We start from the raw sequence: 24,514 nt of genomic DNA, 5'->3' as shown, positions 1-24,514 counted from the left end.
CGGCCAGACGACCGGCCAGGCCAATCCGGCTTAGCTGCAGCCTTCTGAGATGTTGTTCTCAGAGGCATAGGCCGCAGAATCGGCGTTGATCAGCGGATCGATCACCGAAGCGTCGGAAGGCGCGAATTCGGAAATCAGCGTCCATGCCTGTGCCTCGGCATCCCACTGTGCAATCGCTGCCATGCCGTCACCGCCATGGTTCATGCAGCTCACGCTGAATTCCGGGCCGAAATTCGGCAGACCCGCCGCTTCCATGGTTTCAGCGGTGATGGTCAGGCTTTCCATCGCATCCCGCATCATGCCGGAATCGATCGCAGAGGTGCCATTGGCTTCCTGCGCCTGTTTCGCCGCTTCGGCTGCAAGGAAGGCCGCGTAAACGCCGCGGTTATAAAGAACCGTGCCCACCTGATCGCCCGCACCGGCGGCTTTGCCCGCGTCGACGACATATTTCTGGATGTCGTCAAACACTGGGAAATCAGAGCCTACGTTGTGGAATTGCACCGATTTATAGCCATCCGCGCCCATGCCCGCAGGCTTCACGTCGTTCTCGGAACCGGACCACCAGATGCCCATGAAATTTTCCATGTTAAAGCGGATGTTGGCCGCTTCCTGAATGGCCACCTGGTTCATCACGCCCCAGCCCCAGAACAGGATATAATCCGGACGTTCGCGGCGGATTTGCAGCCACTGGGATTTTTGCTCTTGGCCCGGGTAGTCAATCGGGATGGCGTTAAACTCAAACCCGTGCTTTTCGGCCAAGGCTTCCAGTGTTGGGATCGGTTCGCGCCCATAGGCCCCGTTAAAGTGCAACAGCGTGATTTTCTTGCCGTCCAGAGAGCCGCCGGACTGCTCAAGGAAATGGTTCACCCCGGCAGAGGCCCCATCCCAATAGTTGGCCGGATAGTTAAAGACGTGGCTAAAGACCTTGCCGTTTTTCGCCGAGGTGCGCCCATAGCCCATGGTGTGCATGGGGATGTTGTCTGCGGTGACTTTGGGGATCAGCTGATAGGTGATGCCGGTGGACAGCGGTTGATAGATCAGCGCGCCAGAATCTTTGGTCGCCTCGTAACATTCCACGCCTTTTTCGGTGTTATAAGCGGTTTCGCACTCTGGCACCTGTGCGATTTCGCCGCCGATGCCACCGTCGCGTTCATTGAGCAGCGTGAAATAATCCGCATAGCCATCAGCAAACGGAATGCCGCCTGCCGCAAAGGGGCCGGTGCGGTAGCTCAGCGATGGGAACACAAGGTCTGCCATGGCTGGGGCCGCTGCAACTGTTGCGCCAAGTGCAAGGCTTGCAAGTTTCATTTTCATCGGGGTTCTCCTCCCTAATAGAATGTCCGATTTCGAGGTGTTCAGAGCTTTCGAGCGCCCTGTATTTCTGGGGTGGTCTGGCCCCGCCTTAATGCGGGAAGGGCCAGAGCCGCAGTTTTTCCTTGGCCACGCGCCAAAGCTGCGCGAGCCCGTGGGGTTCAAGGATCAAGAACAGGATGATCAAGCCGCCCACGATGATGAATTCCAGATGCGCCGCCAGATCGGTGGGCCAGCCCAGCATGCCGACCAGCACGTTCTTGAGCAGCACAGGAAGCAGCACGAGGAAGGCCGCCCCTGCAAAGCTGCCAAAGATCGAGCCCAGACCACCGATGATGATCATGAAGAGCACAAGGAAGCTTTTGGTGATGCCAAAGCTGTCGCCTGCCTCGGCCGCGCCCAGATAAACTGCGAACAGCAGCGCGCCTGCGATGCCAACGAAAAAGCCCGAGACCCCAAAGGCCGAGATCTTGGCCTTCAGCGGGTTCACCCCGATGATTTCCGCCGCAATATCCATGTCGCGAATGGCCATCCAGGTGCGGCCAATGGTGCCGCGTGTCAGGTTACGGGCGATCAGCGCGCAGAAAGTCAGGAAGACCAGGCAGAACATGTATTTCGCCCAGGCATCGGTATTCGGGCCGGTGACGGCAATATCCAGAACAGTGCGCTCTGGCGCGTTGATCTGACCGGAGGCCGAGTAGTTGTAGAACCAAGGTACCCGGTTAAAAAGCCAGACCAGAAAAAACTGCGCCGCCAGCGTGGCCACCGCCAGGTAAAACCCTTTGATGCGCAGCGAGGGCAGGCCAAAGAGAATGCAGACCGCCGCCGTCACCCCGCCTGAGAGGATGACATGCACGATGATGCTGATCTCGGGGAAAGCGGTCATGAACTTGTAGCAGGCATAGGCCCCCACCGCCATGAAACCGCCGGTGCCCAGCGACACCTGTCCGCAATAGCCGGTCAGAATGTTCAGGCCGATGGCCGCGATCGAATAGATCAGGAACGGCAGCAGCATGGCGTTGACCCAGTAGTCATTCACGATGAACGGCACCAAGGCAAAAGCCACAAACAAAACAGCGTAGTAACGGTAGCGATCAAACTTGATCGGAAAGGTTTGGTTGTCGTCTTTATAGGACGTTTTGAAATCGCCCGCTTCACGATAGAACATGGCTCAAAACTCCTGCATTCGTGTCTGTTTCAGCTCGGGTTGGGGCGGGGTCAGGTCAAACGCGCTCAATGATCTTCTCCCCAAAGAGGCCCTGCGGGCGGAACACCAGGAAGACCAGCGCGAGCACATAGGCGAACCAGTTCTCGGTCGCGCCGCCCACCAGAGGGCCGACTGCGAATTCAAAGAGTTTCTCGCCCACGCCAATGATCAGACCGCCGACAATCGCGCCCGGGATCGAGGTAAAGCCCCCCAGCATCAGCACCGGCAGTGCCTTGAGCGCGATCAAGCTGAGCGAGAATTGCACGCCCGATTTGGTGCCCCACATGATGCCGGCAACCAGCGCCACAAAGCCTGCGACCGACCACACCATGACCCACACAAAGCTGAGTGAGATTCCGACCGACAGCGCGGCTTGGTGATCATCTGCCACAGCGCGCATGGCCCGGCCCTGTTTGGTGTATTGGGCAAAGACAACCAGTGCCGCCACCAAAAGCGCAGCGATTATGGTTGCGACGATATCAAGGTTATCGATGAAGAAACCGTAGCCAAACCACTCAAAAGTGGTTTCATCAATGACCGCGTTGATGCCCTGGGGCAGACCAACGTCGAGTTTCTTGATCTCAGAGCCCCACATCAGATCGCCGACGCCCTCAAGGAAATAGGCAAGGCCGATGGTGGCCATGAAAAGGATGATCGGCTCTTGGCCCACCAAGTCACGGAACACAAAGCGCTGAACGCACCAGGCCAGCAGGATCATGACGCCCATGGTCAGAAGGATCGCCGCGAAGGCCGGCACATGCCAGCCAAACCCGTGAATTTCCGTGCCAAAGATCGCGTTGACCAGATGGCCAAAGGGCACTTGCCCTTCCATGATCCCCACCAAGGTCAGGGCAGAGAATAAGGCCATCACACCCTGCGCGTAGTTAAAGATGCCGGATGCTTTGTAGATCAGGACAAATCCGAGCGCGACAAGGGCGTAAAGAACACCCGCCATGAGGCCGTTCAGAAAGACCTCCATGCCAAAGATCAACTGTTCAGGCATTGGACTGGCCTCCGGTTTTGATGCGTGTGTGGTTAGTCATGGGCGACCCCCAGATAAGCGTCGATAACGTCTTGGTTGTTGCGCACTTCGTCTGGCGTGCCGTCGCCAATTTTCTTGCCGTAATCCATCACGACCACCCGGTCGGACAGATCCATGACAACGCCCATGTCGTGTTCGATCAGGGCGATGGTGGTGCCAAATTCGTCATTCACGTCGAGGATAAAGCGGCTCATGTCCTCTTTCTCTTCGACGTTCATGCCGGCCATCGGCTCATCCAGCAGCAAGATCGACGGTTCCGCCGCCAGGGCGCGCGCAAGCTCAACGCGCTTTTTCAACCCATAAGGCAGCCGGCCAACGGGGGTCTTGCGAATGCTTTGGATTTCCAAGAAGTCGATAATCTTTTCAACGGCTTCCCGGTTCTCAACCTCTTCACGCTCGGCGCGGCCTTTCCACAGGGCCTGCGAGAACAAGCCCGCCTTCATGTGGTGCAAACGGCCGGTCATCACGTTGTCGAGCACAGACATGCCCTCAAACAGCGCGATGTTCTGGAACGTGCGCGCGATGCCAAGACGGGCCACTTGATAGGGGCGCATCGGGGGGCGTTTCTGGCCCTTGTAAAACACATCGCCTTCCTGCGGATTATAGAACCCCGAGATGACGTTGAGCATTGAGGATTTGCCGGCACCGTTGGGGCCAATGATGGCGCGGATTTCGCCCTGACGGATGTCAAAGCTGATGTCCTTGATCGCCACCACACCGCCAAAGCGCAGGGTGATGTTTTTCATCTCCATCACGGTGCCGCCGATGGTGCGGCCATCCGCCGTGACGTAGCTGTCTGGTGTAATCTGATTCATTCTGCGGCCACCTGTTGCGAGAGGGTGGGAAGGACGGCGACATCGCGCAGTTCAAGCGTGGCGCTGATGCTGCCTTTGCGCCCGTCCTCATAGGTCACTTCGGTGGTCGTCGAGACGGTTTTGGAGCCGTCATAAAGCGCATCCACCAGATCCTTGAACTTGTCAGCGACGACAACCCGGCGCACTTTCTTGGTGCGGGTCATTTCGCCGTCATCCGCATCCAGTTCCTTGTGAAGCACAAGGAAACGATGGATTTGACAGCCAGACAGCATCGGGTCTTCGGCAACGCTGCGGTTGACCTCTTCGACATGCCCTTGGATGGTTTCAAGCACACGCGGATGCCCGGCCAATTCCTGATAAGAGGCATAGGCGATATTGTTGCGCTCAGCCCAGTTGCCGACGGCCTTGAGGTCGATATTGATAAAGGCAACACACCGATCCCGGCCATTGCCAAAGACCACAGCCTCCAGAATATCGGGATAGAACTTCAGTTTGTTTTCCACAAACTTGGGCGCGAACATCCGTCCATCGGCCAATTTGCCGACATCTTTGATGCGGTCGATGATGCGCAGATGGCCACTGCCCTCTTCAAAGAAACCTGCATCACCCGTCGCAACCCAATTCTCCGCATCTTTGGTGGAGGCGGTGGACTCCGGGTTGTTGAGATATTCGACAAAGACACCTGGAGAGCGATAGAAAATCTCGCCGCTGTCTTCGATCTTGATCTCAACTTCGGGCGCAGGCACGCCAACGGTATCTGCACGCACTTCGCCATTGGGCTGCAGCGTGATGAACACGGTTGCTTCGGTCTGGCCATATAGCTGTTTCAGGTTGATGCCGAGGCTGCGGTAAAACTCAAACAGCTCGGGACCGATCGCTTCGCCCGCTGTATAGCCGACGCGCACGCGCCCCAGCCCCAATGTGTCTTTGAGCGGACCATAGATGAACAGATTGCCCAGCGCATAGTTCAAGCGATCCAGCGGTCCGACGGAATGGCCATCCAGAATTTTGCCGCCCACTTTCTTGGCGTGGGCCATATATTTGCGGAACAACCATTGCTTGAAACGGCCGGCATCTTCCATGCGGATCATCACATTGGTCAACTGGCTTTCAAACACGGCAGGTGGCGCGAAAAAATACGTTGGCCCGATTTCACGCAGGTCTGTGACCATTGTGTCTTCGCTTTCTGGGCAGTTCACGCAGAAACCGCACCACATCGCTTGGCCAACCGAGAAAATAAAATCGCCGACCCAGGCCATGGGCAGATAGGCAAGGATGTTTTCATCCGCACGCAGGCTGTCAAAATCGACCGAATTTTTCGACGTCTGAATAACGTTGCGGTTGCTCAGCACCACACCCTTGGGCTTGCCGGTGGTGCCCGACGTATAAAGCATCACGCAGGTGCTGTCATAGGTCAGCCGGCCTGTGCGCGCCTCCAACTCGGCTTCATGCGCCAGACGCTGGGCGCGACCTTCGGTTTGCAGTTTTTGAAACTGATGCAGAGCCGTATGATCGTATTTCCGCAGCCCGCGCGGGTCGAGGTAGACCATATGCTCAAAATTGGGCAGTTGGTCTTGCACGTCGATGACCTTATCGACCTGCTCTTGATCTTCGGCGATGACAAAGCGCGCGCCGCAGTGGGCCAGCACATAGGCCATTTCTTCGGCTGCGCTGTCTTTATAGACCGGCACCGGGACCGCGCCGACCATCTGCGCGGCCACCATGGACCAATAGAGATAGGGTCTGTTGCGGCCGATAATGGCGACAAAATCGCCCTCTTTGATGCCAAGCGTCAGAAGCCCAAGCGCAAGGGTCTCAATCTCCTCGCGGGCCTCGGACCACGTCCAGCATTGCCAGATGCCAAATTCTTTTTCACGATAAGCGGCTTTGCCTGCGAACCTCTCCGCATTGCGCCGCATCAGCGCAGGGATGGACATAAGTCCATCGGTCGCCTGTGACGACTGTGCCAATTCCAATTCCTCCCTCATGCCCACAACCGCAAATTGCAATCACGGCTGTGATTCCCAACTGCATTAGGCGTTTCGTTAAGATAGCGGGTCAACTTTTTCCTGAACATTTCCCAATCCTTACGAATTGTAACAGCGCAGTTTTGTCCCTTTCCCTGACGGTCAATCCGGTGCTAGCCATAAGAGGGAGGAGACAAAATGGCACCGCGCTCTGACAGCCAGCAGGCGATGATGATGGCCGGGCTGAACCTTATTCAGCAGGCCCTTTCGATCTATGACGACCAGCTGAGGCTGGTGGTCGCGAATGCGCGGTTTCGCGACATGTTCGACCTGCCGGAACATCTGATGACCCCCGGAGCATCGTTTGAAGACACGATCCGCGTCATCGCGTCGCGCGGGGAATATGGCGACAGCGAGGATGTCGAAGCGCTGGTGCAGGAACGGGTGGAGCGCGCCAAAGACTTTGAGCCGCACTATATGGAGCGGCAGCGACACGATGGCCGCTGGATCAGCGTCGAAGGCACCCCCCTGCCCGGTGGCGGTTGGGTTGCGGTCTATACCGACATCACGCGCACCAAACGACAAGAGGCGCTGCTGCGCGGGCGCTCCGAAGAGCTGTCCGATCAGCTCCTGCGCTATGCTGAAGAACTCTCAAGCGCGAACCGGGAACTTGAAAGTACCATTGTGGCGCTGGAAGAGGCCAAGCGTCAGGTCACGATCAGTGAACGCCGCATGCGCCTGACGGCCGAAATGATGCCGGCGCATATCGCCCATGTCGGCCCTGACCGGCGCTACACCTATTCCAACCGGCGCCTGACCGCGATCATGCCCGGTCGCCCGAGCAATATTATCGGGCATGGCATTGCCCACACGCTGGGACAGGCCACCTATGACAAGATCGAACCCTATCTCAATGCCGCCTTTGAGGGCGCGCCCGGTGTCTTTGAATTCAATGACCCGATGAGTTCGCGCCGCATTCGGCTTGCCCTCACGCCGGACAGTGAAAAAGGTGACGAGCGCGGGGTTTACATCCTGTCCATGGACGTGACCGCCGAAACCCAGGCGCGCGTGGCGCTGCAACAGACACGCCGCCGCGAGATGGCGGCGCAGATGACCAGCGGGCTGGCGCATGATTTTTCCAACCTGCTGACCATCATTCTGGGCATGCAGTCCAAACTGGAGAAAATGCCCCTGCCAGCGCCTGCACAGGAGTTGATTGGCGGCACGCTGAATGCCGCGCGCCGCGGCGGCACCCTGCTCAACCGTATTGCTGACATGACCGGCCAGCGTGCGCCCCAGCTCAAGGCGACCGATCTGGCCCGCGTATTTGCCGATCTGCGCACACTGGCCACCCCCTCGTTGCCGGAGGGTATTACCCTGGTCATCGACAACCAGATCCCGCCTGCGCCGCTGCTTTTGGATGCCGGCATGTTGCAGGACAGCCTGCTGAACCTCGTGCTCAATGCCCGCGATGCCTGCGGCAGCAAAGGCACGATCACCCTGCGCGCCGCGCTGATCAAAGACACTTGGGTCCAGATCGAGGTTGATGACACCGGCGCGGGATTCTCAAAACTGGCGCTGACCAAGGCGCTTGATCCCTTTTTCACCACCAAGGGCACCGATGGGTCAGGCCTGGGCCTGTCCATGGTCTATGACACCACAAAGCTTATGGGGGGGCAGCTGCGCATTGCCAATATGGATCAGGGGGCCCGCGTGACGCTGCAATTGCCGCTGCGCCCGGTGCATGACTCGCGCCGCCCGGGGTTGAGCCTGCTGGTCGAAGATGACGCGGAACTGCGCGGCGTGATCCGTGATATGCTGACCGCGCAGGGCCATATGGTGATCGAAGCCACCAGCGCCGACGAAGCGCTTGCCCTGATGGATCAGGTGCCCGAGATCACCCTGGTTCTTTCCGATATCGATATCGAAGGGGACGCCACCGGCGTGGATCTGATCACAACGCTGACGCAGCGCGCCCTGCCCGCCTATCTGATGACCAGCTTTCCGCGCACCCACCCGCTTTATGTCAAAGGGGCGCAGATCGCGCCGGTGATCCGCAAACCTTTTACCGCAGAGGCCCTGCGCAGGTTTCTGACGGCTGAGGACCAAACATGACTGACCCGCTCATAACAATCCTGGATGACGAACCTGAGATTCGCCAAATCCTCAGCGAGGCGCTGGCCGATGCGGGGTTCCGCACCATGAGCTTTGCGCGCGCGACCGAATTCGAAGCCTTCTTGCGCAAAACCACCCCGGCGGTTTGCCTGGTGGATCTGAGCCTGCCAGATCGCGATGGGCTGACCCTCGTGCACCGGCTGGCGCTGGAACAGGGCGCCGTGGTGATCATCATTTCGGGACGCGCGCAAGTGCAGGATCGTGTCACCGGGCTGGAGCTGGGCGCAGATGATTACATCATCAAACCCTTTGATGCGGTCGAAGTGGTCGCCCGGGTGCGCGCGCATCTGCGCAAGGAACGCGCCGCCGCCCCGGCCCCGTCAAATATCGCCGAATTCAACGGATGGCGCGCCAATTTCGACAGTTACACACTTGAGAACGCCGACGGTCAGACCACCCCTTTCAGCCATGCCGAGGGCGAGGTGCTGCGGCTGTTTCTCAACAGTCCTAAACGTCTGATCAGCCGCGCGCAGATGCAGGAAACGCTGGGCGGCGCAGCTGGCGAAAGCTTTGATCGGGCGATGGATGTGCGCATCTCGCGGCTGCGCACCAAATTGGGCGAAGACCCCAAGAACCCCCGCCTGATCAAGACCATTTACGGGGCAGGCTATATCTTTCTTGGCGATGTCTCTTGGCACTGATGCGCGGAAAATTGCGCAATATAGGGGATATTCCCGCTGCTGCGCCACTATATCTAGCCAATCCCTGCCAGCTGTTGTAGCTAAGAGTCATCGGAGATTTTGACTCATTTCCTTCCAAACGCGGAAATCTCGGCTCGTCTGCCTCAGTAACGTTCCGGGGAAGGTCACTCCCACTTTCCCCCCGCGGCACCCTGTGCTGACGGGGGTTTTCTTTTTATGCCCATGGCAGGGCGTCTCAGGCGAGCGGGCCGCCTGAGACAAGATCACATCACCCAACCAGCGCGTTGTCTTTGCGCTTGATGGTCACGATGGACGAGCGTGGCAGCGCGCCTTCGCCATCTGGGAAAGGGGCGGCAGGGTGCTGGATGCCGACAAACATGGTGCGGCGGTCGGCGGACCATGTCAGACCTGTCACTTCCGAACCGTTCGGCCCGGTCATGAAGCGGCGGATTTCGCCCGTCACCGGATCGCCGGCGAGCATTTGGTTGTTGCCCATGCCGAGGAAGTCGCCTTCGTTGTCGTCATTGCCGTCGGTCTGGATCCAGATCAGCCCGGTGCTGTCGATCTGCATTCCGTCCGGGGAATTAAACAGGTTGCCCGCGTTGATATTGGCGGTGCCTGCATAAAGCCCATCCGTATGCACGGTCGGGTTGCCCGCCATCACATAGAGATCCCAGTCAAAGGTCGACGCCGCATGATCGCCACGATGCGGACGCCAGCGCACGATCTGACCATAGCGGTTGACCTCACGCGGGTTTGGCGCGTTGACGCGCATCGGCTCGCCCGCCGCATTGGTGCGCAGCGATCCATCGTCGTTGGTGGCCCCGCGGCGCGAGTTGTTGGTCAGGCAGCAATAGGCCTCAACGGCGGTGGGGTTCACGGCGATCCATTCAGGGCGGTCCATGGTGGTGGCGCTGACCTGCGTGGCGGCAATGCGGGTGAAGATGGCGATTTCAGCAGGGGACATGCCGGTGTCTTCGGGCGTCAGCGCAATCCAGGTGCCGGTCATGTCGTCGTTGAACTTGGCCACATAAAGCTGGCCTTCGCTCAGCAGACTCGAGGTGTCGCCCCCCGGCGTATAGACATCGCGGCTGACCCATTTGTACATGTATTCGCCACGTTCATCATCGCCCATATAGACCACCACGCGGCCATCCGGCGCGACAACACAGGCGGCGTTTTCATGTTTGAAACGGCCCAAAGCAGTGCGTTTGATCGGGGTTGAATCTGGGTTGGCAGGGTCAATCTCAACGATGTAACCGGCACGATGCGGCTCGTTCGGTTCTTTGGACAGATCAAAGCGCGCATCAAAACCGTGATAGTTGTAGCGGCCCGGATCCACTTTGGTGCTGACCCCGTAGCGGGCAAAACCAGCGGCGGTGGCATCGTCCAGCGACAGCTCTTCGGTGGTGCCAAAATAGCCGTTGAAGTTTTCTTCGCAGGTCAGATAGGTGCCCCAAGGGGTGCGCCCGGAGCCGCAATTGTTGAACGTGCCCAGCGACTGCGTGCCGCTTGGATCAGCGCTGGTTTTCAGCAGGTCATGCCCAGCCGCTGGACCGTCGATCTGCATCGGGGTGCGGTGATGGATACGGCGGTTGTAAGGGCTGTCGACGACGACCTCCCAACCAGCGTCGGTTTCGGTCACTTCCATCACGGTCACACCTTGGAAGTTCTGCAGTCGGGTCACATCGGCTGCCGACACCGGCTTGCCCCCTTGATCTGCGGGCAGGTTGATCTTGCCATTCACATATTCGGAATTCACAACCAGCAGTTCTGTGTCGCCGACAAGGAACAGTTCCATACCATCGGTGTTTTCGCCAAACACGCGGTCAGAGCCTTCGGTGGGCACGCCGGTGGCCGCATCAAATGCCGGCGCATCCGAGAAGAGCGGATCCCCCCAGCGCACGAGAACATCCCAATCATAACCGACGGGGACGTGCACCGTGCCATCGGTCTGCGGGGCAATCTGTTCAAACGCAAAGCGCGAGGCCTGCATCGCTGTGGCCGCGCTGCCCGACAGCAGGCCGGTGCCCATCACTGCCGCGCCAGACCCAAAGGCCAGAGCGCCGCCCAAAAACCCGCGGCGCGACACCGCGCGATCAACCACCGCGTCAAAACCCTGCGTGCTGGGACGCGGAAATTTCAGTTCGTCTTCATCGTCAAAAGACAGTTCATCATAATCAATTTGGGACATATCCGCTCCTGCTGTGGCCCGACATGGGCCCTGACAGGCGCGGTTGGTACGCGCGAAATTCAACAGTTCTGCAATAGCGATATTGCGGTTTTGTAAATCTTGGCCGGGCTTACGCCATATACAAATGCGCGGTCTTCTTGAAATGCGGGATCAGGATCTCGCGGAAGGCCGCCACCCGGGCCGAGCGCCAGACATCACGATGCGCAACGGCCCAAATCTCGGGAAAGGGCTGCGGATCCATGAGTGGAAGTTCAACCAGATCAGGGCAGCTGCGGCCCAAAAACATCGGCATGACCATAACGCCCATGCCAGCTTTCGCCGCCTCGATCGTCGCGGCCATATCATCCAGCCGCATCAGAATATTTTGGGGGTTGAGTTGCGGCACAAGCGCGCGAAATCGCGCCGGAACGTTTTCGGGCAGCAGCCATTTGATGTCATCATCGCGCCCGGCTTTGATCTTGTCCAGCCAATGGGCGGCCCCAAAGACCGCGCATTGCTGCGACGCCAGACGGCGCCCGGTCAGGCTGTCACCCGGATCATCGCTGATACGGATGGCCAAGTCGGCCTCTCGGCGGCCCAGATCCAACAGTTCGCTGGAGGAGCGCACGTGCAATTCCACATCCGGATATCGCTGTGTGAACTCTTCGAAGACGGGCAGCAGGCTGGTCGCGCAAACCAGCTGCGGCGCGGTGATCGTCAACTGGCCACGCAGTTCCTGATCCGCGCCCGCCAAACTGCGCATGAGATTGAATTCTTCGGTTTCCATGGCGGCCGCCTTGCGCGCCACCTCTGCCCCGGCCTCGGTCGCCTGATAGCCATCTGCCAAGCGATCAAAAAGTTTGAGGCCGAGGTCATCTTCGGCCCGCTTCACCCGCCGCGCCACGGTCGTATAGCTGACGCCCAGGGCATCTGCCGCCGTCGCCAGCGAACCACCACGCACCAAATGCATGACTGTTTTCAGATCATCCCAATGTGCTGACATGTGATCCCTCCGCAATTCTGGGCCGCATGACCTCGGATCAACGAGCGCAACTTATGTATAAAATATGACACATCAAGATGTGCCGTGGTCATCCGGCGCGCTTGCTGGCAGAAATTGTCAGCAGGCTGCCCGTTCGCGCGCTTGCCTTTCAGACCCGACGACGATAGTTGCATGCGCCCGAAAAGATGGTACTCTCAACTTATGGCTGTATGTCTGCTTTATCGCCAAAATGCTGCGCGTCGGCCAAGGTTTTACCGGGTCGAGATTGCCTATGATCTTTTCGACAATATCACTGTGTTTCTGGAATGGGGCATTGCGGGCCGCAAAGGCAAAGCGCTGAGCAAAACCTTTGGCAATCTGCGCGAGGCCTCGCTGGAGGCGGACCGCCGCCGTCAGCGCGCGCTAAAACGCGGATTTGTGCGCAGCGGCAGCTGAATTTTCAAGACGCCCGCGCGGGCCTCAGCCCAGCGCCTCTGCCTTTTCCACACGCACCGCCGAGAACTTGAATTCCGGGATCTTGCCATAGGGGTCAATCGCCGGATTGGTCAGCACATTGGCGGCGGCCTCAACATAAGCGAAGGGCACAAACACCATATCCTCTGCTACCGCGCGGTCGGCGCGGGCCATAATGTCGATACTGCCGCGCCGCGTAGTCAGCCGGATCATGTCGCCCGGCTGCACACCCAGTTTGCGTAGAGTCTTGGGATGCAGCGAACAATTGGCTTCCGGCTCCACCGCGTCCAGCACTTTGGAGCGGCGGGTCATGGACCCTGTATGCCAATGCTCGAGTTGCCGGCCAGTGGTCATGATCATCGGATAGTCGGCATCCGGGGCCTCATCTGGCGCAATCACATTGGCCGGAGTAAAGCGCGCGCGGCCTTCATCGCGTGGGAACCCATCACCAAACACAATTGCCTGCCCCGGATCGGTGGGCGACAGCGATGGGTAGGTCACAGTTTCAGTCTCAAGCCGTTCCCAAGTGATATTGTCAAGGCTGGCCATATTGAGCTTCATTTCGGCAAAGACTTCGGACACGTCGGGGTAGTCCCACGGCAGGCCGATGCGCCGGGCCAGGTCAACCGTGATGCGCCAATCCTCGCGCGCTTCGCCCGGTGGCGTGACGGCAGGGCGCACCCGCTGCACCTGACGGTTGGTGTTGCTGACGGTGCCATTCTTTTCATACAGCGCCGAGGCAGGCAGGATAATATCGGCATAATTGGCGGTTTCGGTCAGGAAGATATCCTGCACGATCATCAGTTCAAGCTTGGCAAACGCATCCCGCGCATGATCCACATCCGGGTCGGACATGGCCGGGTTTTCCCCCTGAATATACATGCCTTTGATATTGCCCGCATAAACCTGATCGACAATCTCGGTGACGGTCAGCCCCGGCTCATTGGAAAAATCGCCGCCGCCCCAGACATCGGTAAAGGACCGGCGCACATCATCGCTGGTCACGGTCTGATAGTCAGGCAGGAACATCGGGATCAGCCCCGCATCTGAGGCCCCTTGCACGTTGTTTTGCCCGCGCAGCGGATGCAGCCCTGCGCCGGGCTTGCCAACATTGCCGGTCATCAGCGCCAGCGAAATCAGGCAGCGCGAATTATCTGTGCCGTGAATATGCTGGCTGACGCCCATCCCCCAAAAGATCAGCCCCGCCCTGGCCCCAGCAAAGGTACGCGCAACGCGGCGGATTTGATCGGGGTCGATACCGCAGATATCGGTCATGGCCTCGGGGCTGAATTGCTTCAGATGGGCCTTTTCAGCGTCCCAGTTTTCTGTCCATTTTTCGATGTATTCCGCATCGTACAGCTCTTCTTCGACGATCACATGCATGATCGCATTCAGCAGCGAAACATCAGCCCCCGGACGGAATTGCACCATTTCATCAGCAAAGCGGCGCAGACCGACACCACGCGGATCCATCACGATCAACTTGCCGCCGCGCTTGGTGAACTGTTTGAAATAGGTGGCCGCCACCGGATGGTTTTCGATCGGATTGGCCCCGATCACGATGGCCACATCGGCGTTTTCGATTTCGTTAAACGTCGCTGTCACCGCGCCAGAACCAACGTTTTCAATCAGCGCAGACACAGATGAGGCGTGACACAGCCGGGTGCAGTGATCGACGTTGTTATGCTTGAACCCTTGGCGGATGAATTTCTGGAAAAGATAGGCTTCTTCGTTGGTGCATTTGGCCGAGCCAAACCCGGCAACGGCTTTTGGATCTTGATCGCGCAGCGTCATCAGCCCTTTGGCGGCCAGATCCAGCGCCTCATCCCATGTCGCTTCGCGGAAATGCGTATCCAGATTGCCGGGATCAACGTTCAGCCCCTTGGGCGGGGCATCTGCGCGCCGGATCAGCGGCTTGGTCAGGCGGTGCGGATGGTGGATGTAGTCAAAGCCAAAGCGCCCTTTGACACAAAGACGCCCCTCATTGGCGGGGCCATTGATGCCCTCAACGTATTTCACCTTGCCATCTTTGACCTTGAGGCTGACTTTGCAACCCACGCCGCAGAAGGGGCAAACGCTTTCGGTTTCACTGTCAAAATCGGCGCTGTCGCCGACTTGCTGATCATCCATCACGGTTGCGGGCATCAGCGCGCCGGTGGGGCAGGCCTGAACACATTCGCCGCAGGCCACGCAGGTTGAGGCCCCCATCGGATCGGCAATGTCAAAGGTCGGATAGGCCTCATGCCCGCGCCCGGCCATGCCGATCACATCATTGACCTGCACTTCGCGGCAGGCGCGCACGCAGAGATTACAGGAAATGCAGGCATCCAGATTGACCTGCATCGCCACATGTGAGTTGTCGAGCAGCGGAATGCGCCCCTCTTCCAGCTTGGGAAAGCGGCTTTCGCTGACGCCGTTCAGATCCGCCATGTCCCATAGGTGGCTGGATTTGTCGCGCGCCGTCTCGCGGGCGGGCTGATCGGCAATCAGCATCTCGATCACCATATTGCGTGCCGAGGTCGCGCGCGCAGAATCGGTGGTGACAACCATGCCGTCGCTGGGTTCGCGAATGCAGGAGGCGGCCAGCGTGCGCTCCCCTTCGATTTCCACCATACAAGCCCGGCAGTTGCCATCGGGGCGATACCCCGGGGCCGGTTTATGGCAGAGGTGCGGGATCACAAGGCCGCGGCCATGGGCCGCTTCCCAGATGGTCTGCCCCTTGGGCACGGTAATTTCATCGCCATCCAGCAAAAACGTGACGGTGTTGGGCAGGGGATCAGACATGCGGGCTCCTCATCTTGCGCTCACCTTAGCCGAAATCGATGGCATGGACAGTCATCATAGCGACGCAAAGCCGTGAATTCCCGTCAATTGCCCCGCCCGGATAGACGGCGGCTTTTCTCTGCTCTGCTCGCAGATTGATGCTTTCATCGGCTCTGAAAAGCCCCTATCCAAGGATCGCAACGCGAGGGCAGAAGATGGCGCAGCTTACATTCGTTCGACACGGGCAGGCCAATACCGGCGCACGGGATGAGGCCAGCTATGACAGATTGTCAGACCTCGGCCATCAGCAAGCGCGCTGGCTCGGCGAATACCTGCACCAGACGGGCGATCATTACCAACGGGTCTATTGCGGCACGCTCCAGCGTCATATTGAAACCGCCGAAAGCATGGGGGCCGCCACCTTTGGCGAGATCACCGTGGATCCGCGCCTAAACGAGTTTCCCTATTTCTCGCTTGAGCAGGCCATGCAGGCCCAGCACGGGCTGGCCCCACCCACCAGCCGCGAGGAATTCGCCGCGCATCTGCCGCAGGTGCTCGCGGCCTGGGCCAGCGATTCGCTTGAGAATGTGGACGAAAGCTTTGGCGATTTCGCCGCGCGTGTCAGCGACGTTACCGCCGACATTGCCGCAGGCAAAGGCCGGGCGCTGGTGATCACCTCGGGGGGGCTGATCAGCACGGTCATGCGCGAGACGCTGCGGCTTGAGATCGATGGCTGGGCGCAGCTCTGTTTGGCGATCATGAACAGCTCTGTTCACCGCTGGCAAATGCTGCTGGAGCGCCCGATGCTGACGCAGTTCAACGCCGTGCCGCATCTGGAAACGCCAGAACGGCACTATGCGCAGACGCATATCTGAGCGGTTTAGGCGGCTTGCGCGGCCTTGTCCTTGTGGATGAATTTGCAGTCGCAATAACCGCATTCCACAAAGCCTTCGTCATGCGGAATGCTCAGCCAGACCCGGGGATGGCCCAGCGCACCTTCGCCGCCGTCACAGGCCACGCGGTAGCTGTCAACGATCTTGGTTTCTGGCGCTTCGATCGACATTTGCAATCCCTCTTGGTTGTCGCTGGGGTCCAATTTGGCTATGCGCGAATATGAGGGAACAATGCGCCGGGGGCAAGAGACGCAATGGCTGAGAATGCAATTGAAATCAGCGGGCTGACAAAAACCTATCGCGGCAGTGGCAGCACCCCGGACAAACAGGCCCTAAAGGGTGTCGATTTGACGGTGAAAGCCGGATCAATCTTTGGCCTCTTGGGGCCCAATGGGGCCGGAAAATCCACTCTGATCAATATCATGGCGGGTCTTGTGCGCAAAAGCGCCGGGCAGGTGAAAATCTGGGGATTTGATCAGGATCAGAACCCGCGCCAGTCCCGTGCCGCCATTGGTGTCATGCCGCAGGAGCTGAATTTTGATCCGTTTTTTGCCCCGCGCGCCGCGCTTGAGGTGCAGGCCGGGCTCTATGGCGTGCCGCGCCGCCAGCGCAGGAGCGACGAGATTCTGAAACTTGTCGGGCTTGAAGACAAGGCCAACGCTTATGCGCGCACCCTGTCAGGCGGCATGCGGCGTCGGCTGCTGCTGGCCAAGGCGCTGGTGCATGATCCACAAATTCTGGTGCTGGATGAACCCACCGCCGGGGTCGATATCGAATTGCGCCAGATGCTTTGGGACAATATCCGCATGCTCAACAAGACCCGCGGTATGACGATCATCCTGACAACGCATTATCTGGAAGAAGCCGAAGAGATGTGCGACGAGATCGCCATCATCAACCACGGCGAAAAAATTGCGCAGGACAGCACTCAAAACCTGCTGGGCGCGCTGGATGCTAAAACGCTGCTGATCACCCCCAGCACCCTGCCCGACGCCTTGCCTGAACTTGACGGCGTCAGCGCCAAACTGCGCGAGGACGGCACGCTGGCCATGGCGTATCACACCAGCCGCACCAGCGCCGAAGAGGTGCTGGATGCTGTGCGGGCCCACGGCATCCGCATCAGTGATATCCGCACCGAGCAGGCCGATCTGGAAGATGTCTTTCTGGAACTGACCCGCGCGCGTTAATCCGCGAAGAGATGCGGCGTTGTGGCAATCGCCCGTGCCTTGTCTTCGCTGACGCTCAGAAACTCTGCAATGGGTTTGAGAAAATCGCCGACCTCATCGACCTGCCGGATGCGCCCGTAGTTTTCGAAGTTGGCGTCGCGAATGGCGTCGCTTTCATCTTCGATATCGCGCTGAATCGTGGGCAGGATGCGGTCAAACGTGTCCTTGGGCGTGGTTTCCCCCGCAAGGCCAATGCGGCTGGCGTGGCCCTTCAGGTAGTCCTCGGAGTATTCACATTGAATTTCCAGCGCGCGGGTGATCGAGCGGTCGTTGTAAAAATCATGCAACAGGTCCAGTGAACCCGGGTCCATGCAGATAATCATGCGGTTGGTCTGGAAATAATCAAACAACATGCGGATCAGCGCGCGGCGATGGCGGGTGCGCTTTTCAATAGTGGCCTGAATGCCGCCCAAATCCGGCAAGAGCGTGTGTTCTTCGTGAAAGAGGTAGTCAATCGCCGGAATATTGGTTTCCTGTTTGATCTTGCCCAGCAACCGTTTGGCGACATGCCATTTTTTGCAGACCAAAATCATCAGTTCGCGTTCGCGGCCCAGCGTGGCTTCTGTTTCCCAGAAACGGTTGGCAAATCGGCGACCGACGCGCCCGCGCTCGGTCACGAATTTGAAAAGGCTCGGCCCTTCACCGGAAATACGGAAATCAATGCCGCTGGAGGCATAGAGCTTGCCCAGCCTCTGCTTGAGCTCAGCAGCATCGGGGCTGATCTTGCGTGCAAACAGGAAATCCTGATTGAGCAACATGTCGTAGTGATCATTGTAAAACATCAGCGGCATGCCGTAGTCGGTGAACATCAGGAACGTCAGAGTGCGCCCGTTGATTTCGTCTGCCGGGATGAGATGGCGCACCAGCGTCTGGAAAAACGTTTCATCCGGAATCCAGGTAGTGCGGAAAAACCGCATGACATCGCGCCGCCGCTTTGTCATCTCCATCACCGCCTCAACCGTTGGGCGGCGCAGACACCACCATTGGCTGCCGATCTGGATCTGCAGATCCTCTGGGATCTTGCGTTTCAGGCCTAGGCGCTTTTGCAGATGAAACGCTTTGTAAAACAGGTTTTTCTGTTCGCGTTCATTAAAGAAGTGGCGGTAGATCAGCCGGTCTTCCTTCATCCCGGTTTTGATCCAGTCACTTTCGAAGAAATCAAAACTCTCGATGAAATCGCAATCATGCTCGTGCAGATATTCATGCACATATTCCGAGGTCTTGATCGCCATGCAATCACCGGACAGCATGTAAAAATGCGTCGCCCGCGGGAACGCATCGAGCGCGGCCTGCATCGCATTCAGCGTCGCCTGCACCAGCGACCATTCCCCCCAGCCGCATTTCACGCGCTTTTTCGCAAAGATGACGTTTGGGTTGTCGGCGAGCCCTGCGGTGATCTGGTGAAAATCTGCGGCGGGCGCGCTGGCGTCAAAGTGAATCGCCATGCAATCCCCGGTCGCGGTCAGCTGTTGCGCCTGCTGAATGATCGCCTCAGGGTCCTTGTGGCAAAGCAATATGAAAGCGATCTTTGCCATTCTCGAAACTGAAACCCCGCATTAACCCGATTGTTTACCTATTAAAGGTGAACACCAATTGAATAAAGCTGGGAAGTTTGGTTTTTTAAAGTCTGATAAAAAGTGTGGCCTGAAGAACTTAGGTCCATCATGCAGGAGGCAGTCACATGGGTTTTCCAGGCACCTGGATGACAGAGAGTCAGAGCGTGCTTTACAGGGTTGTGCCCAAATGCGCCTGCTCTTCCATCGGGCAGATCCTTTATTACTCTGATCACGGCAGCTATTTTGACGGCGACATCCATGATGCCAAGACCGGGCTACACAAATGGTCGCAAGACGAAAGCAAGCCGCTGATCACCAGTGCAGCGCAGGCGCAAGACACCTTTGCCTTTACCTGCGTGCGCAACCCCTACACCCGCATTCTGAGTTCGTTTTTTGACAAGATCTGCGGCATCCAGCGCAATGGCCGCCGGTATCGCGGCAACCTTGTGCCGATGCTAATCCAGAAATATGGCATTGATGTCGGCGGCGAGGATGGCCGCGAAGAATTTGACCAGATCCAAAGCTTTCGGCGGTTTTTGCTGTTCGCCCGCGACACCGTGCGTTGGCGGCGCCCGATGGACCCGGACATTCACTGGTCCGCCAGCTCGGGGCATGTTTCGACCTATGTTGTGAACGGCGGCCGCTACGATCACATTCTCTGGACGGAAAAGTTCAACGAGGGCATGCAAACCGTCCTAGACGCCATTGAGGTACCGCATTCGGTGGACCTCGGCGCGGTGCCCCGGTTCAATGAATCGGCCGACCATGGCCCCAAACGCGCGCATCCGGTGGAAGATTACTTTGACGATCTGTCGATGCATCTGGTTTATGAGATGTACAAACGCGACTTTGACCTCTTCAAATATGATCCCGACGATCCGGCAAACAAGTTGCCCGTGGCAGAGATCGACCTTGACGAAGTGCACGCCAAACTCGGCGATTGAGCGGCGGTCAAACAAGAAAAGGCGCGGTCAGATCACTGCCGCGCCTTTGTAGTTGAGATTGGCTAATCTGTGATCAGATCAGATCTGCTTGCGAGAACAGGGTTTTCAGATCCGCCTCGGGGCGCGCGCCATAGTGGCTGATCACTTCGCGCGCCGCGACACAGCCCATCGCGCCGCAAACCTTCAGCGATTGTCCGGTGGCATAGCCATAAAGGAAACCCGCCGCGAACTGATCGCCAGCGCCGGTGGCATCCACCGGCACGATTTCTTCAACCGGGACCGTCACTTTTTCAGCGCCCCGGATCAGCACCACCTCTTGGCCCGATCGGGTGCAGACCACAAACCCGCAATCCTCGGCGGCGGCGGCCAGCGCTTCGTCCAGCACCTCGGTTTCGTAAAGCGATTTCCATTCGTGTTCATTGCCGATCACAAAATCAAGCTCGCGCACCAGGCGGCGGAAATCGCTGCGGTGACGATCCACGCAGAAGGGATCGGACAGCGAAATACCGGCACGCCCGCCGCTGGTTTTGCACAGGGCGGCCGCGCGCTCAAACGCCTCTTTGCCCTGCGGCTTGTCATAGAGATACCCTTCAAGGAACAGGATCATCGCCTGCCCGGCCACATCATCGGCCACATCTTCTGGGCCAAGTTCAGAGGAGATGCCCAGATAGGTGTTCATCGAGCGTTCGCCATCGGGCGATACAAAGATCATCGAGCGCGAGGTGGGCAATTCGCCCCCCGCCACAGGCGCGTTCGGAAAATCCGTGCCGTCTGCCGCCATTTCCTGCGCATAGAACCGGCCCAGCGCATCATCATTCACCCGGCCGATAAAGGCGGTTTTCAGCCCCAGATTGCCCAGCCCGGCCAACGTATTGGCCACAGAGCCACCGGGGGCCTGCACCCGATTGGTCATCGCGCCATAGAGCGTTTCGCCGCGCTCTTTTTCGATCAGCTGCATGATTCCTTTCTGGATGCCCATCAGGTCCAGGAAACTGTCATCAGACTGGCTGATCACGTCGACGATGGCATTGCCGATGCCGACAACTTGATATGTGCTCATAGGTTCTTGTCCTCAAACATGCAGAGATCGCGGATCAGGCAGGTGCCACACAAAGGCTTACGCGCTTTGCAGTGATAGCGGCCATGCAAGATCATCCAGTGATGTGCATGCAGTTGAAAATCTGCGGGAATATGGTCTTCGATGGCGCGTTCAACCGCGACCACGTCTTTGCCCGGGCACACGCCCGAACGGTTGCCAAAACGAAAAATATGCGTGTCGACGGCCTGCGCCGGAAATTGCCACCACATGTTCAACACGACATTGGCTGTTTTGCGCCCGACGCCTGGCAGGCTTTCCAGCGCGGCGCGGGAATTGGGCACTTGCCCGTCATAATCATCGACCAGAATGCGCGACAGCTTGATCACATTCTTGGCCTTATTGCGGAACAGGCCGATGGTTTTGATGTGCTCGATCAGCTTTTCTTCGCCAAGATCCAGCATCTTTTGCGGCGTGTCGGCAATTTTGAACAGCTCTTTGGTGGCTTTGTTCACGCCCGCGTCCGTGGCCTGGGCAGACAGGGCGACCGCAACAACCAGCGTATAGGCATTGACGTGGTCCAATTCGCCCTTGGGTTCGGGCGCAGCCTCGCGAAACCGTGTGAAAATCTCGCGGATCGTGTGGTAATCCAGTTGCTTGGCCATGGCCGCCTCGGCGTTTTCCTGCGTCCGGCCTGCCTTAGCTTGCAGCCCCGCAAAGATCAATGCCGGGCCCGAATGCCCCCCGATTCTGGTGGCCGTTTGAGCGCATAACCCCCGTCAGCAACCATGGGCGAAAGATCGCTTAAATCCCTGATTTTGCGCCAAGCTTTGCTTATTTCCCCCTTGTGAGGGAACCATATAGGGCGCAGGGTCGTTAAAGACCTTACACGGACACGAATTGTTTTCAGATGAAAGAGGCACTTATGATCCGATCTAAACTGACCGTCGGCCTGACCTTCTCGGCAGCGCTGGTATTGGCGGGGTGTACAGATCCGAATTACGCGGGCATCGACCGCACGAACACCAAAGGCGGCGCAGCGATTGGTGCAGCCGTCGGCGGCATCTTTGGTGCGGCAACGGCCGATGACAAAGGCAAAGGGGCCCTGCGCGGCGCGGCCATCGGGGCCGGGATCGGCGCGCTTGTTGGCAATGAGCTGGACAAGCAAGAGGCCGACCTGCGCCGCAGCCTGGACAATGACGATGTGCGCATCACCAACACAGGTGATCGCCTGATCGTCACCCTGCCGCAAGATATCCTGTTTGCCACCGACAGCAGCTCGGTGCGGCCAGACCTGCAGCGTGATCTGCGCGCCATCGCGGGCAACCTGAACGCTTATCCGAATTCGACCATTCAGGTGATCGGCCATACCGACAACGTCGGGGATGCCACCTATAACCAAGATCTCAGCCTGCGCCGCGCCAATTCTGTGGCCAGCGTGCTGCGCAATGCTGGCGTACCGTCCAGCCGTATCTTGGCAATGGGTCGCGGCGAAGATCAGCCAGTGGCCTCTAACCTGACCGCAGAGGGCCGCGCCCAAAACCGTCGGGTGGAAATTGTGATCCTGCCAAACGCCTGATCGCATAATGCCTTAATCACAAAAAACCCGCACAGTGCTGCGGGTTTTTTCTTGCGCAGAGCGGCTGTGCGCCCCTGCGCATTGCCCACTGCTGCCAGCGCGCTAATCTTTGGAGCGAAACAGAAAAGTAGGGTCTCATGGCACATAAACTTCTTGGCCTCTCCGGTTCGCTGCGTGCGGACTCCAGCAATACCAAACTTCTGCGCGAGGCCGCGCGCCTCTATGGCGATGCCGCCTATACAGAAGCGAATTTGAACATCCCGCTTTACAATGGCGACGACGAAGAGGCCTCTGGCCTCCCGGGGCCTGCGCAGACTTTGGTGCGCCAGATTGCCGACGCCGACGCAATCCTCATTTCGACGCCGGAATATAATTCGGCCATCACCGGAGTGCTGAAAAACGCGCTGGATTGGGTCAGCCGGAGCAAGCCCCAGCCATGGGAGGGCAAGCCCGTTGCCGTGATGAGCGCGGCTGCCGGGCGCGCAGGCGGCATTCGGGCGCAGAGCATGCTACGCAGTTGCATGACGCCGTTCAAAGTCCGTTTGGCACCTGCTGCCGAGCTTGCCGTTGCCGACTCGCGCAATCAGTTTGACGCTGAGGGCCGCCTGACCAATGACCGTTATGAGGCGGCGCTGACGCGGCTGATGGAGGCGCTAAAAGACGAAGTTGCGCGCGGCCACTAACGCCGCCGGGTCAGCGAAGCCTCTGGGCGAAAATCTTCGGGGATGGCGTCGATGTCCTCAAGAACAAGATCCGCCATCACCTCGGCGATTTTCGGGGCCATGCCAAAACCGATCTTGAACCCGCCATTGGCGATGAAGTGGCCTGATCGCGTCGGGTGCGCCCCAAGCATCGGCGCGCGGCTGCGCGCGCGCGGGCGCACACCCGCCCATTTCCGGATCACCCGCGCCTCGGCGAGCTGCGGCATCGCCGCCACCGCCCGCGCCAGCAGCGCATCACTTTGAGCGTCCACCGTGTCGGGCGCATCAAAGTCGCGCTCGCTGGTGGACCCAATCGCCGTCGTGCCATCGGCATGGGGAATGACATGCACCGTATCGGCAAATAGCTGCGGTTGATCGCGCTGATCCAGATCCAGCAGTACAGCCTGCCCCTTGACACCATTGCCAATCGCGCGGCCCATTTCTGCGGAAAGGTCCATGAGACCCTGCCAACCCGTGGCCCAGATCACCTGACCTGCCACGGGACCCTCGGCCAGAATGCGGCCCCCTTTGGCGCGGAGGGCGGCGGCCAGCGCTTCGCACGCCTGCCGGGGGTGCAAGCGGCCGCTGAGCGTGTCGTGAATCACATAACCGCTTGGCGACGGCGGGCACCACGCCCCGGCCTCGGCCGCTGGCATCACACGCCATTGCGCCTTGCCCTGCCACAGGGTTTCGGCCTGCGCCGCGCGGGCCTGCGCCAATTCGAGTGCCCGTGCATCTGCAATCGGTTGCAGACGGCCCAGCCGCCCATAGCCGCCAGACAGGCCGCCCGCATCCTCAACCCCGCGCCAGAAATCTTCGGCCATGATCAGGCTGTCGAACTGAAAAGCTTTCTTGTCGTTCCAGTTTTCCGGCGTATGCGGCGCAAGCGCGCCGACAATGCCGCCAGAGGCCCCGGCAGCAACCCCGCCCGGATCAATCACCTGCACTTTTGCACCGCGCAGAAGGCACGCCCAGGCCACCGACAGCCCCAAAGCCCCCGCCCCCATGACTGTGACATCCACCATTGCA

The 24,514-nt window shown here is 58.9% G+C and carries 21 protein-coding genes; 8 read left to right on the top strand and 13 right to left on the bottom strand.

What is annotated here, in order from left to right:
- Positions 1–30: 30 nt before the first annotated feature.
- From N6L24_RS07005 to N6L24_RS06985, 5 genes are all read right to left on the bottom strand, one after another.
- Positions 31–1,314 (bottom strand): ABC transporter substrate-binding protein, encoded by a 1,284-nt coding sequence (locus tag N6L24_RS07005; protein ID WP_271843948.1) that lies wholly within the window; start codon positions 1,312–1,314, stop codon positions 31–33.
- 88 nt (positions 1,315–1,402) lie between these two features.
- The gene (locus tag N6L24_RS07000) at positions 1,403–2,479 is read right to left on the bottom strand and encodes a branched-chain amino acid ABC transporter permease (RefSeq protein ID WP_271843947.1); all 1,077 of its coding nucleotides are present in this window, start codon (positions 2,477–2,479) and stop codon (positions 1,403–1,405) included.
- A gap of 55 nt (positions 2,480–2,534) precedes the next feature.
- Entirely contained in the window at positions 2,535–3,521 is a 987-nt protein-coding gene (locus tag N6L24_RS06995; RefSeq protein WP_271843946.1) for a branched-chain amino acid ABC transporter permease, read from the bottom strand.
- Positions 3,522–3,553: 32 nt separating this feature from the next.
- On the bottom strand, positions 3,554–4,375 hold the full coding sequence (locus tag N6L24_RS06990) for an ABC transporter ATP-binding protein (protein ID WP_271843945.1): 822 nt from the start codon (positions 4,373–4,375) through the stop codon (positions 3,554–3,556).
- Positions 4,372–6,363, bottom strand: coding sequence for an AMP-binding protein (locus N6L24_RS06985; protein ID WP_271843944.1), 1,992 nt, complete (start codon positions 6,361–6,363; stop codon positions 4,372–4,374). Before N6L24_RS06985 ends, N6L24_RS06990 begins: the two co-directional genes overlap by 4 nt.
- A 177-nt stretch (positions 6,364–6,540) precedes the next feature.
- On the opposite strand from N6L24_RS06985, the gene N6L24_RS06980 reads away from it, so the two are divergent.
- Entirely contained in the window at positions 6,541–8,457 is a 1,917-nt protein-coding gene (locus N6L24_RS06980) for a hybrid sensor histidine kinase/response regulator (protein WP_271843943.1), read from the top strand.
- The gene (locus N6L24_RS06975; protein WP_271843942.1) at positions 8,454–9,158 is read left to right on the top strand and encodes a response regulator transcription factor; all 705 of its coding nucleotides are present in this window, start codon (positions 8,454–8,456) and stop codon (positions 9,156–9,158) included. The genes N6L24_RS06980 and N6L24_RS06975 overlap by 4 nt, the downstream gene beginning before the upstream one ends.
- Positions 9,159–9,426: 268 nt before the next feature.
- Here the strand turns inward: N6L24_RS06975 and N6L24_RS06970 are convergent, their stop codons facing one another.
- Positions 9,427–11,352 (bottom strand): PhoX family protein, encoded by a 1,926-nt coding sequence (locus tag N6L24_RS06970; protein ID WP_271843941.1) that lies wholly within the window; start codon positions 11,350–11,352, stop codon positions 9,427–9,429.
- A 109-nt stretch (positions 11,353–11,461) separates the two neighbouring features.
- Complete coding sequence (locus N6L24_RS06965) at positions 11,462–12,334, bottom strand: LysR family transcriptional regulator (RefSeq protein ID WP_271843940.1); 873 nt, start codon at positions 12,332–12,334, stop codon at positions 11,462–11,464.
- Positions 12,335–12,535: 201 nt separating this feature from the next.
- Here N6L24_RS06965 and N6L24_RS06960 point away from each other — a divergent pair, with 201 nt between their 5' ends.
- A complete protein-coding gene (locus tag N6L24_RS06960) occupies positions 12,536–12,769 on the top strand; it encodes a WGR domain-containing protein (protein ID WP_271843939.1) in 234 nt (77 codons plus the stop codon).
- Positions 12,770–12,793: 24 nt separating this feature from the next.
- Here N6L24_RS06960 and fdhF read toward each other — a convergent pair whose 3' ends face one another.
- Complete coding sequence (gene fdhF, locus N6L24_RS06955; RefSeq protein ID WP_271843976.1) at positions 12,794–15,559, bottom strand: formate dehydrogenase subunit alpha; 2,766 nt, start codon at positions 15,557–15,559, stop codon at positions 12,794–12,796.
- 206 nt (positions 15,560–15,765) lie between these two features.
- Here fdhF and N6L24_RS06950 point away from each other — a divergent pair, with 206 nt between their 5' ends.
- Positions 15,766–16,425, top strand: a complete 660-nt coding sequence (locus tag N6L24_RS06950; RefSeq protein WP_271843938.1) for a histidine phosphatase family protein — start codon at positions 15,766–15,768, stop codon at positions 16,423–16,425.
- Between the two features lie 5 nt (positions 16,426–16,430).
- Here N6L24_RS06950 and N6L24_RS06945 read toward each other — a convergent pair whose 3' ends face one another.
- On the bottom strand, positions 16,431–16,613 hold the full coding sequence (locus tag N6L24_RS06945) for a zinc-finger domain-containing protein (RefSeq protein ID WP_271843937.1): 183 nt from the start codon (positions 16,611–16,613) through the stop codon (positions 16,431–16,433).
- A gap of 84 nt (positions 16,614–16,697) precedes the next feature.
- On the opposite strand from N6L24_RS06945, the gene N6L24_RS06940 reads away from it, so the two are divergent.
- Positions 16,698–17,630: an ABC transporter ATP-binding protein gene (locus N6L24_RS06940; RefSeq protein ID WP_271843936.1), complete on the top strand. Its 933-nt coding sequence runs from the start codon at positions 16,698–16,700 to the stop codon at positions 17,628–17,630.
- Here the strand turns inward: N6L24_RS06940 and N6L24_RS06935 are convergent.
- Complete coding sequence (locus tag N6L24_RS06935) at positions 17,627–19,204, bottom strand: DUF5928 domain-containing protein (protein WP_271843935.1); 1,578 nt, start codon at positions 19,202–19,204, stop codon at positions 17,627–17,629. The two genes, N6L24_RS06940 and N6L24_RS06935, sit on opposite strands and share 4 nt — an antisense overlap.
- Before the next feature lie 146 nt (positions 19,205–19,350).
- On the opposite strand from N6L24_RS06935, the gene N6L24_RS06930 reads away from it, so the two are divergent.
- Positions 19,351–20,169 carry a sulfotransferase family protein gene (locus N6L24_RS06930; protein WP_271843934.1) on the top strand — a complete coding sequence of 273 codons (819 nt, stop codon included), beginning with the start codon at positions 19,351–19,353 and terminating at the stop codon, positions 20,167–20,169.
- A gap of 73 nt (positions 20,170–20,242) precedes the next feature.
- Here N6L24_RS06930 and N6L24_RS06925 read toward each other — a convergent pair whose 3' ends face one another.
- Positions 20,243–21,229, bottom strand: a complete 987-nt coding sequence (locus tag N6L24_RS06925) for an adenosine kinase (protein ID WP_271843933.1) — start codon at positions 21,227–21,229, stop codon at positions 20,243–20,245.
- Complete coding sequence (gene nth, locus N6L24_RS06920) at positions 21,226–21,870, bottom strand: endonuclease III (RefSeq protein ID WP_271843932.1); 645 nt, start codon at positions 21,868–21,870, stop codon at positions 21,226–21,228. Before nth ends, N6L24_RS06925 begins: the two co-directional genes overlap by 4 nt.
- A 260-nt stretch (positions 21,871–22,130) precedes the next feature.
- Between nth and N6L24_RS06915 the strand changes: the two genes are divergently transcribed.
- Positions 22,131–22,784: an OmpA family protein gene (locus N6L24_RS06915; protein ID WP_271843931.1), complete on the top strand. Its 654-nt coding sequence runs from the start codon at positions 22,131–22,133 to the stop codon at positions 22,782–22,784.
- Between the two features lie 137 nt (positions 22,785–22,921).
- Positions 22,922–23,467: an NADPH-dependent FMN reductase gene (locus tag N6L24_RS06910; protein ID WP_271843930.1), complete on the top strand. Its 546-nt coding sequence runs from the start codon at positions 22,922–22,924 to the stop codon at positions 23,465–23,467.
- Here the strand turns inward: N6L24_RS06910 and N6L24_RS06905 are convergent.
- Positions 23,464–24,510, bottom strand: coding sequence for an NAD(P)/FAD-dependent oxidoreductase (locus tag N6L24_RS06905; protein WP_271843929.1), 1,047 nt, complete (start codon positions 24,508–24,510; stop codon positions 23,464–23,466). The genes N6L24_RS06910 and N6L24_RS06905 overlap by 4 nt on opposite strands.
- Positions 24,511–24,514: the final 4 nt, after the last annotated feature.

The organism is Cognatishimia sp. SS12, assembly GCF_028369055.1.
In the GTDB taxonomy this organism is placed as follows: Bacteria; Pseudomonadota; Alphaproteobacteria; order Rhodobacterales; family Rhodobacteraceae; genus Cognatishimia.
The sequence above is the reverse complement of the archived record's forward strand: the minus strand, read 5'-3'. Positions and strand labels throughout refer to the sequence as shown.

Bases quoted from the DNA above. Each gene is read 5' to 3' on its own strand.
- N6L24_RS07005 (WP_271843948.1), bottom strand. From the start codon at position 1,314: ATGAAAATGAAACTTGCAAGCCTTGCACTTGGCGCAACAGTTGCAGCG.
- N6L24_RS07000 (WP_271843947.1), bottom strand. From the start codon at position 2,479: ATGTTCTATCGTGAAGCGGGCGATTTCAAAACGTCCTATAAAGACGAC.
- N6L24_RS06995 (WP_271843946.1), bottom strand. From the start codon at position 3,521: ATGCCTGAACAGTTGATCTTTGGCATGGAGGTCTTTCTGAACGGCCTC.
- N6L24_RS06990 (WP_271843945.1), bottom strand. From the start codon at position 4,375: ATGAATCAGATTACACCAGACAGCTACGTCACGGCGGATGGCCGCACC.
- N6L24_RS06985 (WP_271843944.1), bottom strand. From the start codon at position 6,363: ATGAGGGAGGAATTGGAATTGGCACAGTCGTCACAGGCGACCGATGGA.
- N6L24_RS06980 (WP_271843943.1), top strand. From the start codon at position 6,541: ATGGCACCGCGCTCTGACAGCCAGCAGGCGATGATGATGGCCGGGCTG.
- N6L24_RS06975 (WP_271843942.1), top strand. From the start codon at position 8,454: ATGACTGACCCGCTCATAACAATCCTGGATGACGAACCTGAGATTCGC.
- N6L24_RS06970 (WP_271843941.1), bottom strand. From the start codon at position 11,352: ATGTCCCAAATTGATTATGATGAACTGTCTTTTGACGATGAAGACGAA.
- N6L24_RS06965 (WP_271843940.1), bottom strand. From the start codon at position 12,334: ATGTCAGCACATTGGGATGATCTGAAAACAGTCATGCATTTGGTGCGT.
- N6L24_RS06960 (WP_271843939.1), top strand. From the start codon at position 12,536: ATGGCTGTATGTCTGCTTTATCGCCAAAATGCTGCGCGTCGGCCAAGG.
- N6L24_RS06950 (WP_271843938.1), top strand. From the start codon at position 15,766: ATGGCGCAGCTTACATTCGTTCGACACGGGCAGGCCAATACCGGCGCA.
- N6L24_RS06945 (WP_271843937.1), bottom strand. From the start codon at position 16,613: ATGTCGATCGAAGCGCCAGAAACCAAGATCGTTGACAGCTACCGCGTG.
- N6L24_RS06940 (WP_271843936.1), top strand. From the start codon at position 16,698: ATGGCTGAGAATGCAATTGAAATCAGCGGGCTGACAAAAACCTATCGC.
- N6L24_RS06935 (WP_271843935.1), bottom strand. From the start codon at position 19,204: ATGGCAAAGATCGCTTTCATATTGCTTTGCCACAAGGACCCTGAGGCG.
- N6L24_RS06930 (WP_271843934.1), top strand. From the start codon at position 19,351: ATGGGTTTTCCAGGCACCTGGATGACAGAGAGTCAGAGCGTGCTTTAC.
- N6L24_RS06925 (WP_271843933.1), bottom strand. From the start codon at position 21,229: ATGAGCACATATCAAGTTGTCGGCATCGGCAATGCCATCGTCGACGTG.
- nth (WP_271843932.1), bottom strand. From the start codon at position 21,870: ATGGCCAAGCAACTGGATTACCACACGATCCGCGAGATTTTCACACGG.
- N6L24_RS06915 (WP_271843931.1), top strand. From the start codon at position 22,131: ATGATCCGATCTAAACTGACCGTCGGCCTGACCTTCTCGGCAGCGCTG.
- N6L24_RS06910 (WP_271843930.1), top strand. From the start codon at position 22,922: ATGGCACATAAACTTCTTGGCCTCTCCGGTTCGCTGCGTGCGGACTCC.
- N6L24_RS06905 (WP_271843929.1), bottom strand. From the start codon at position 24,510: ATGGTGGATGTCACAGTCATGGGGGCGGGGGCTTTGGGGCTGTCGGTG.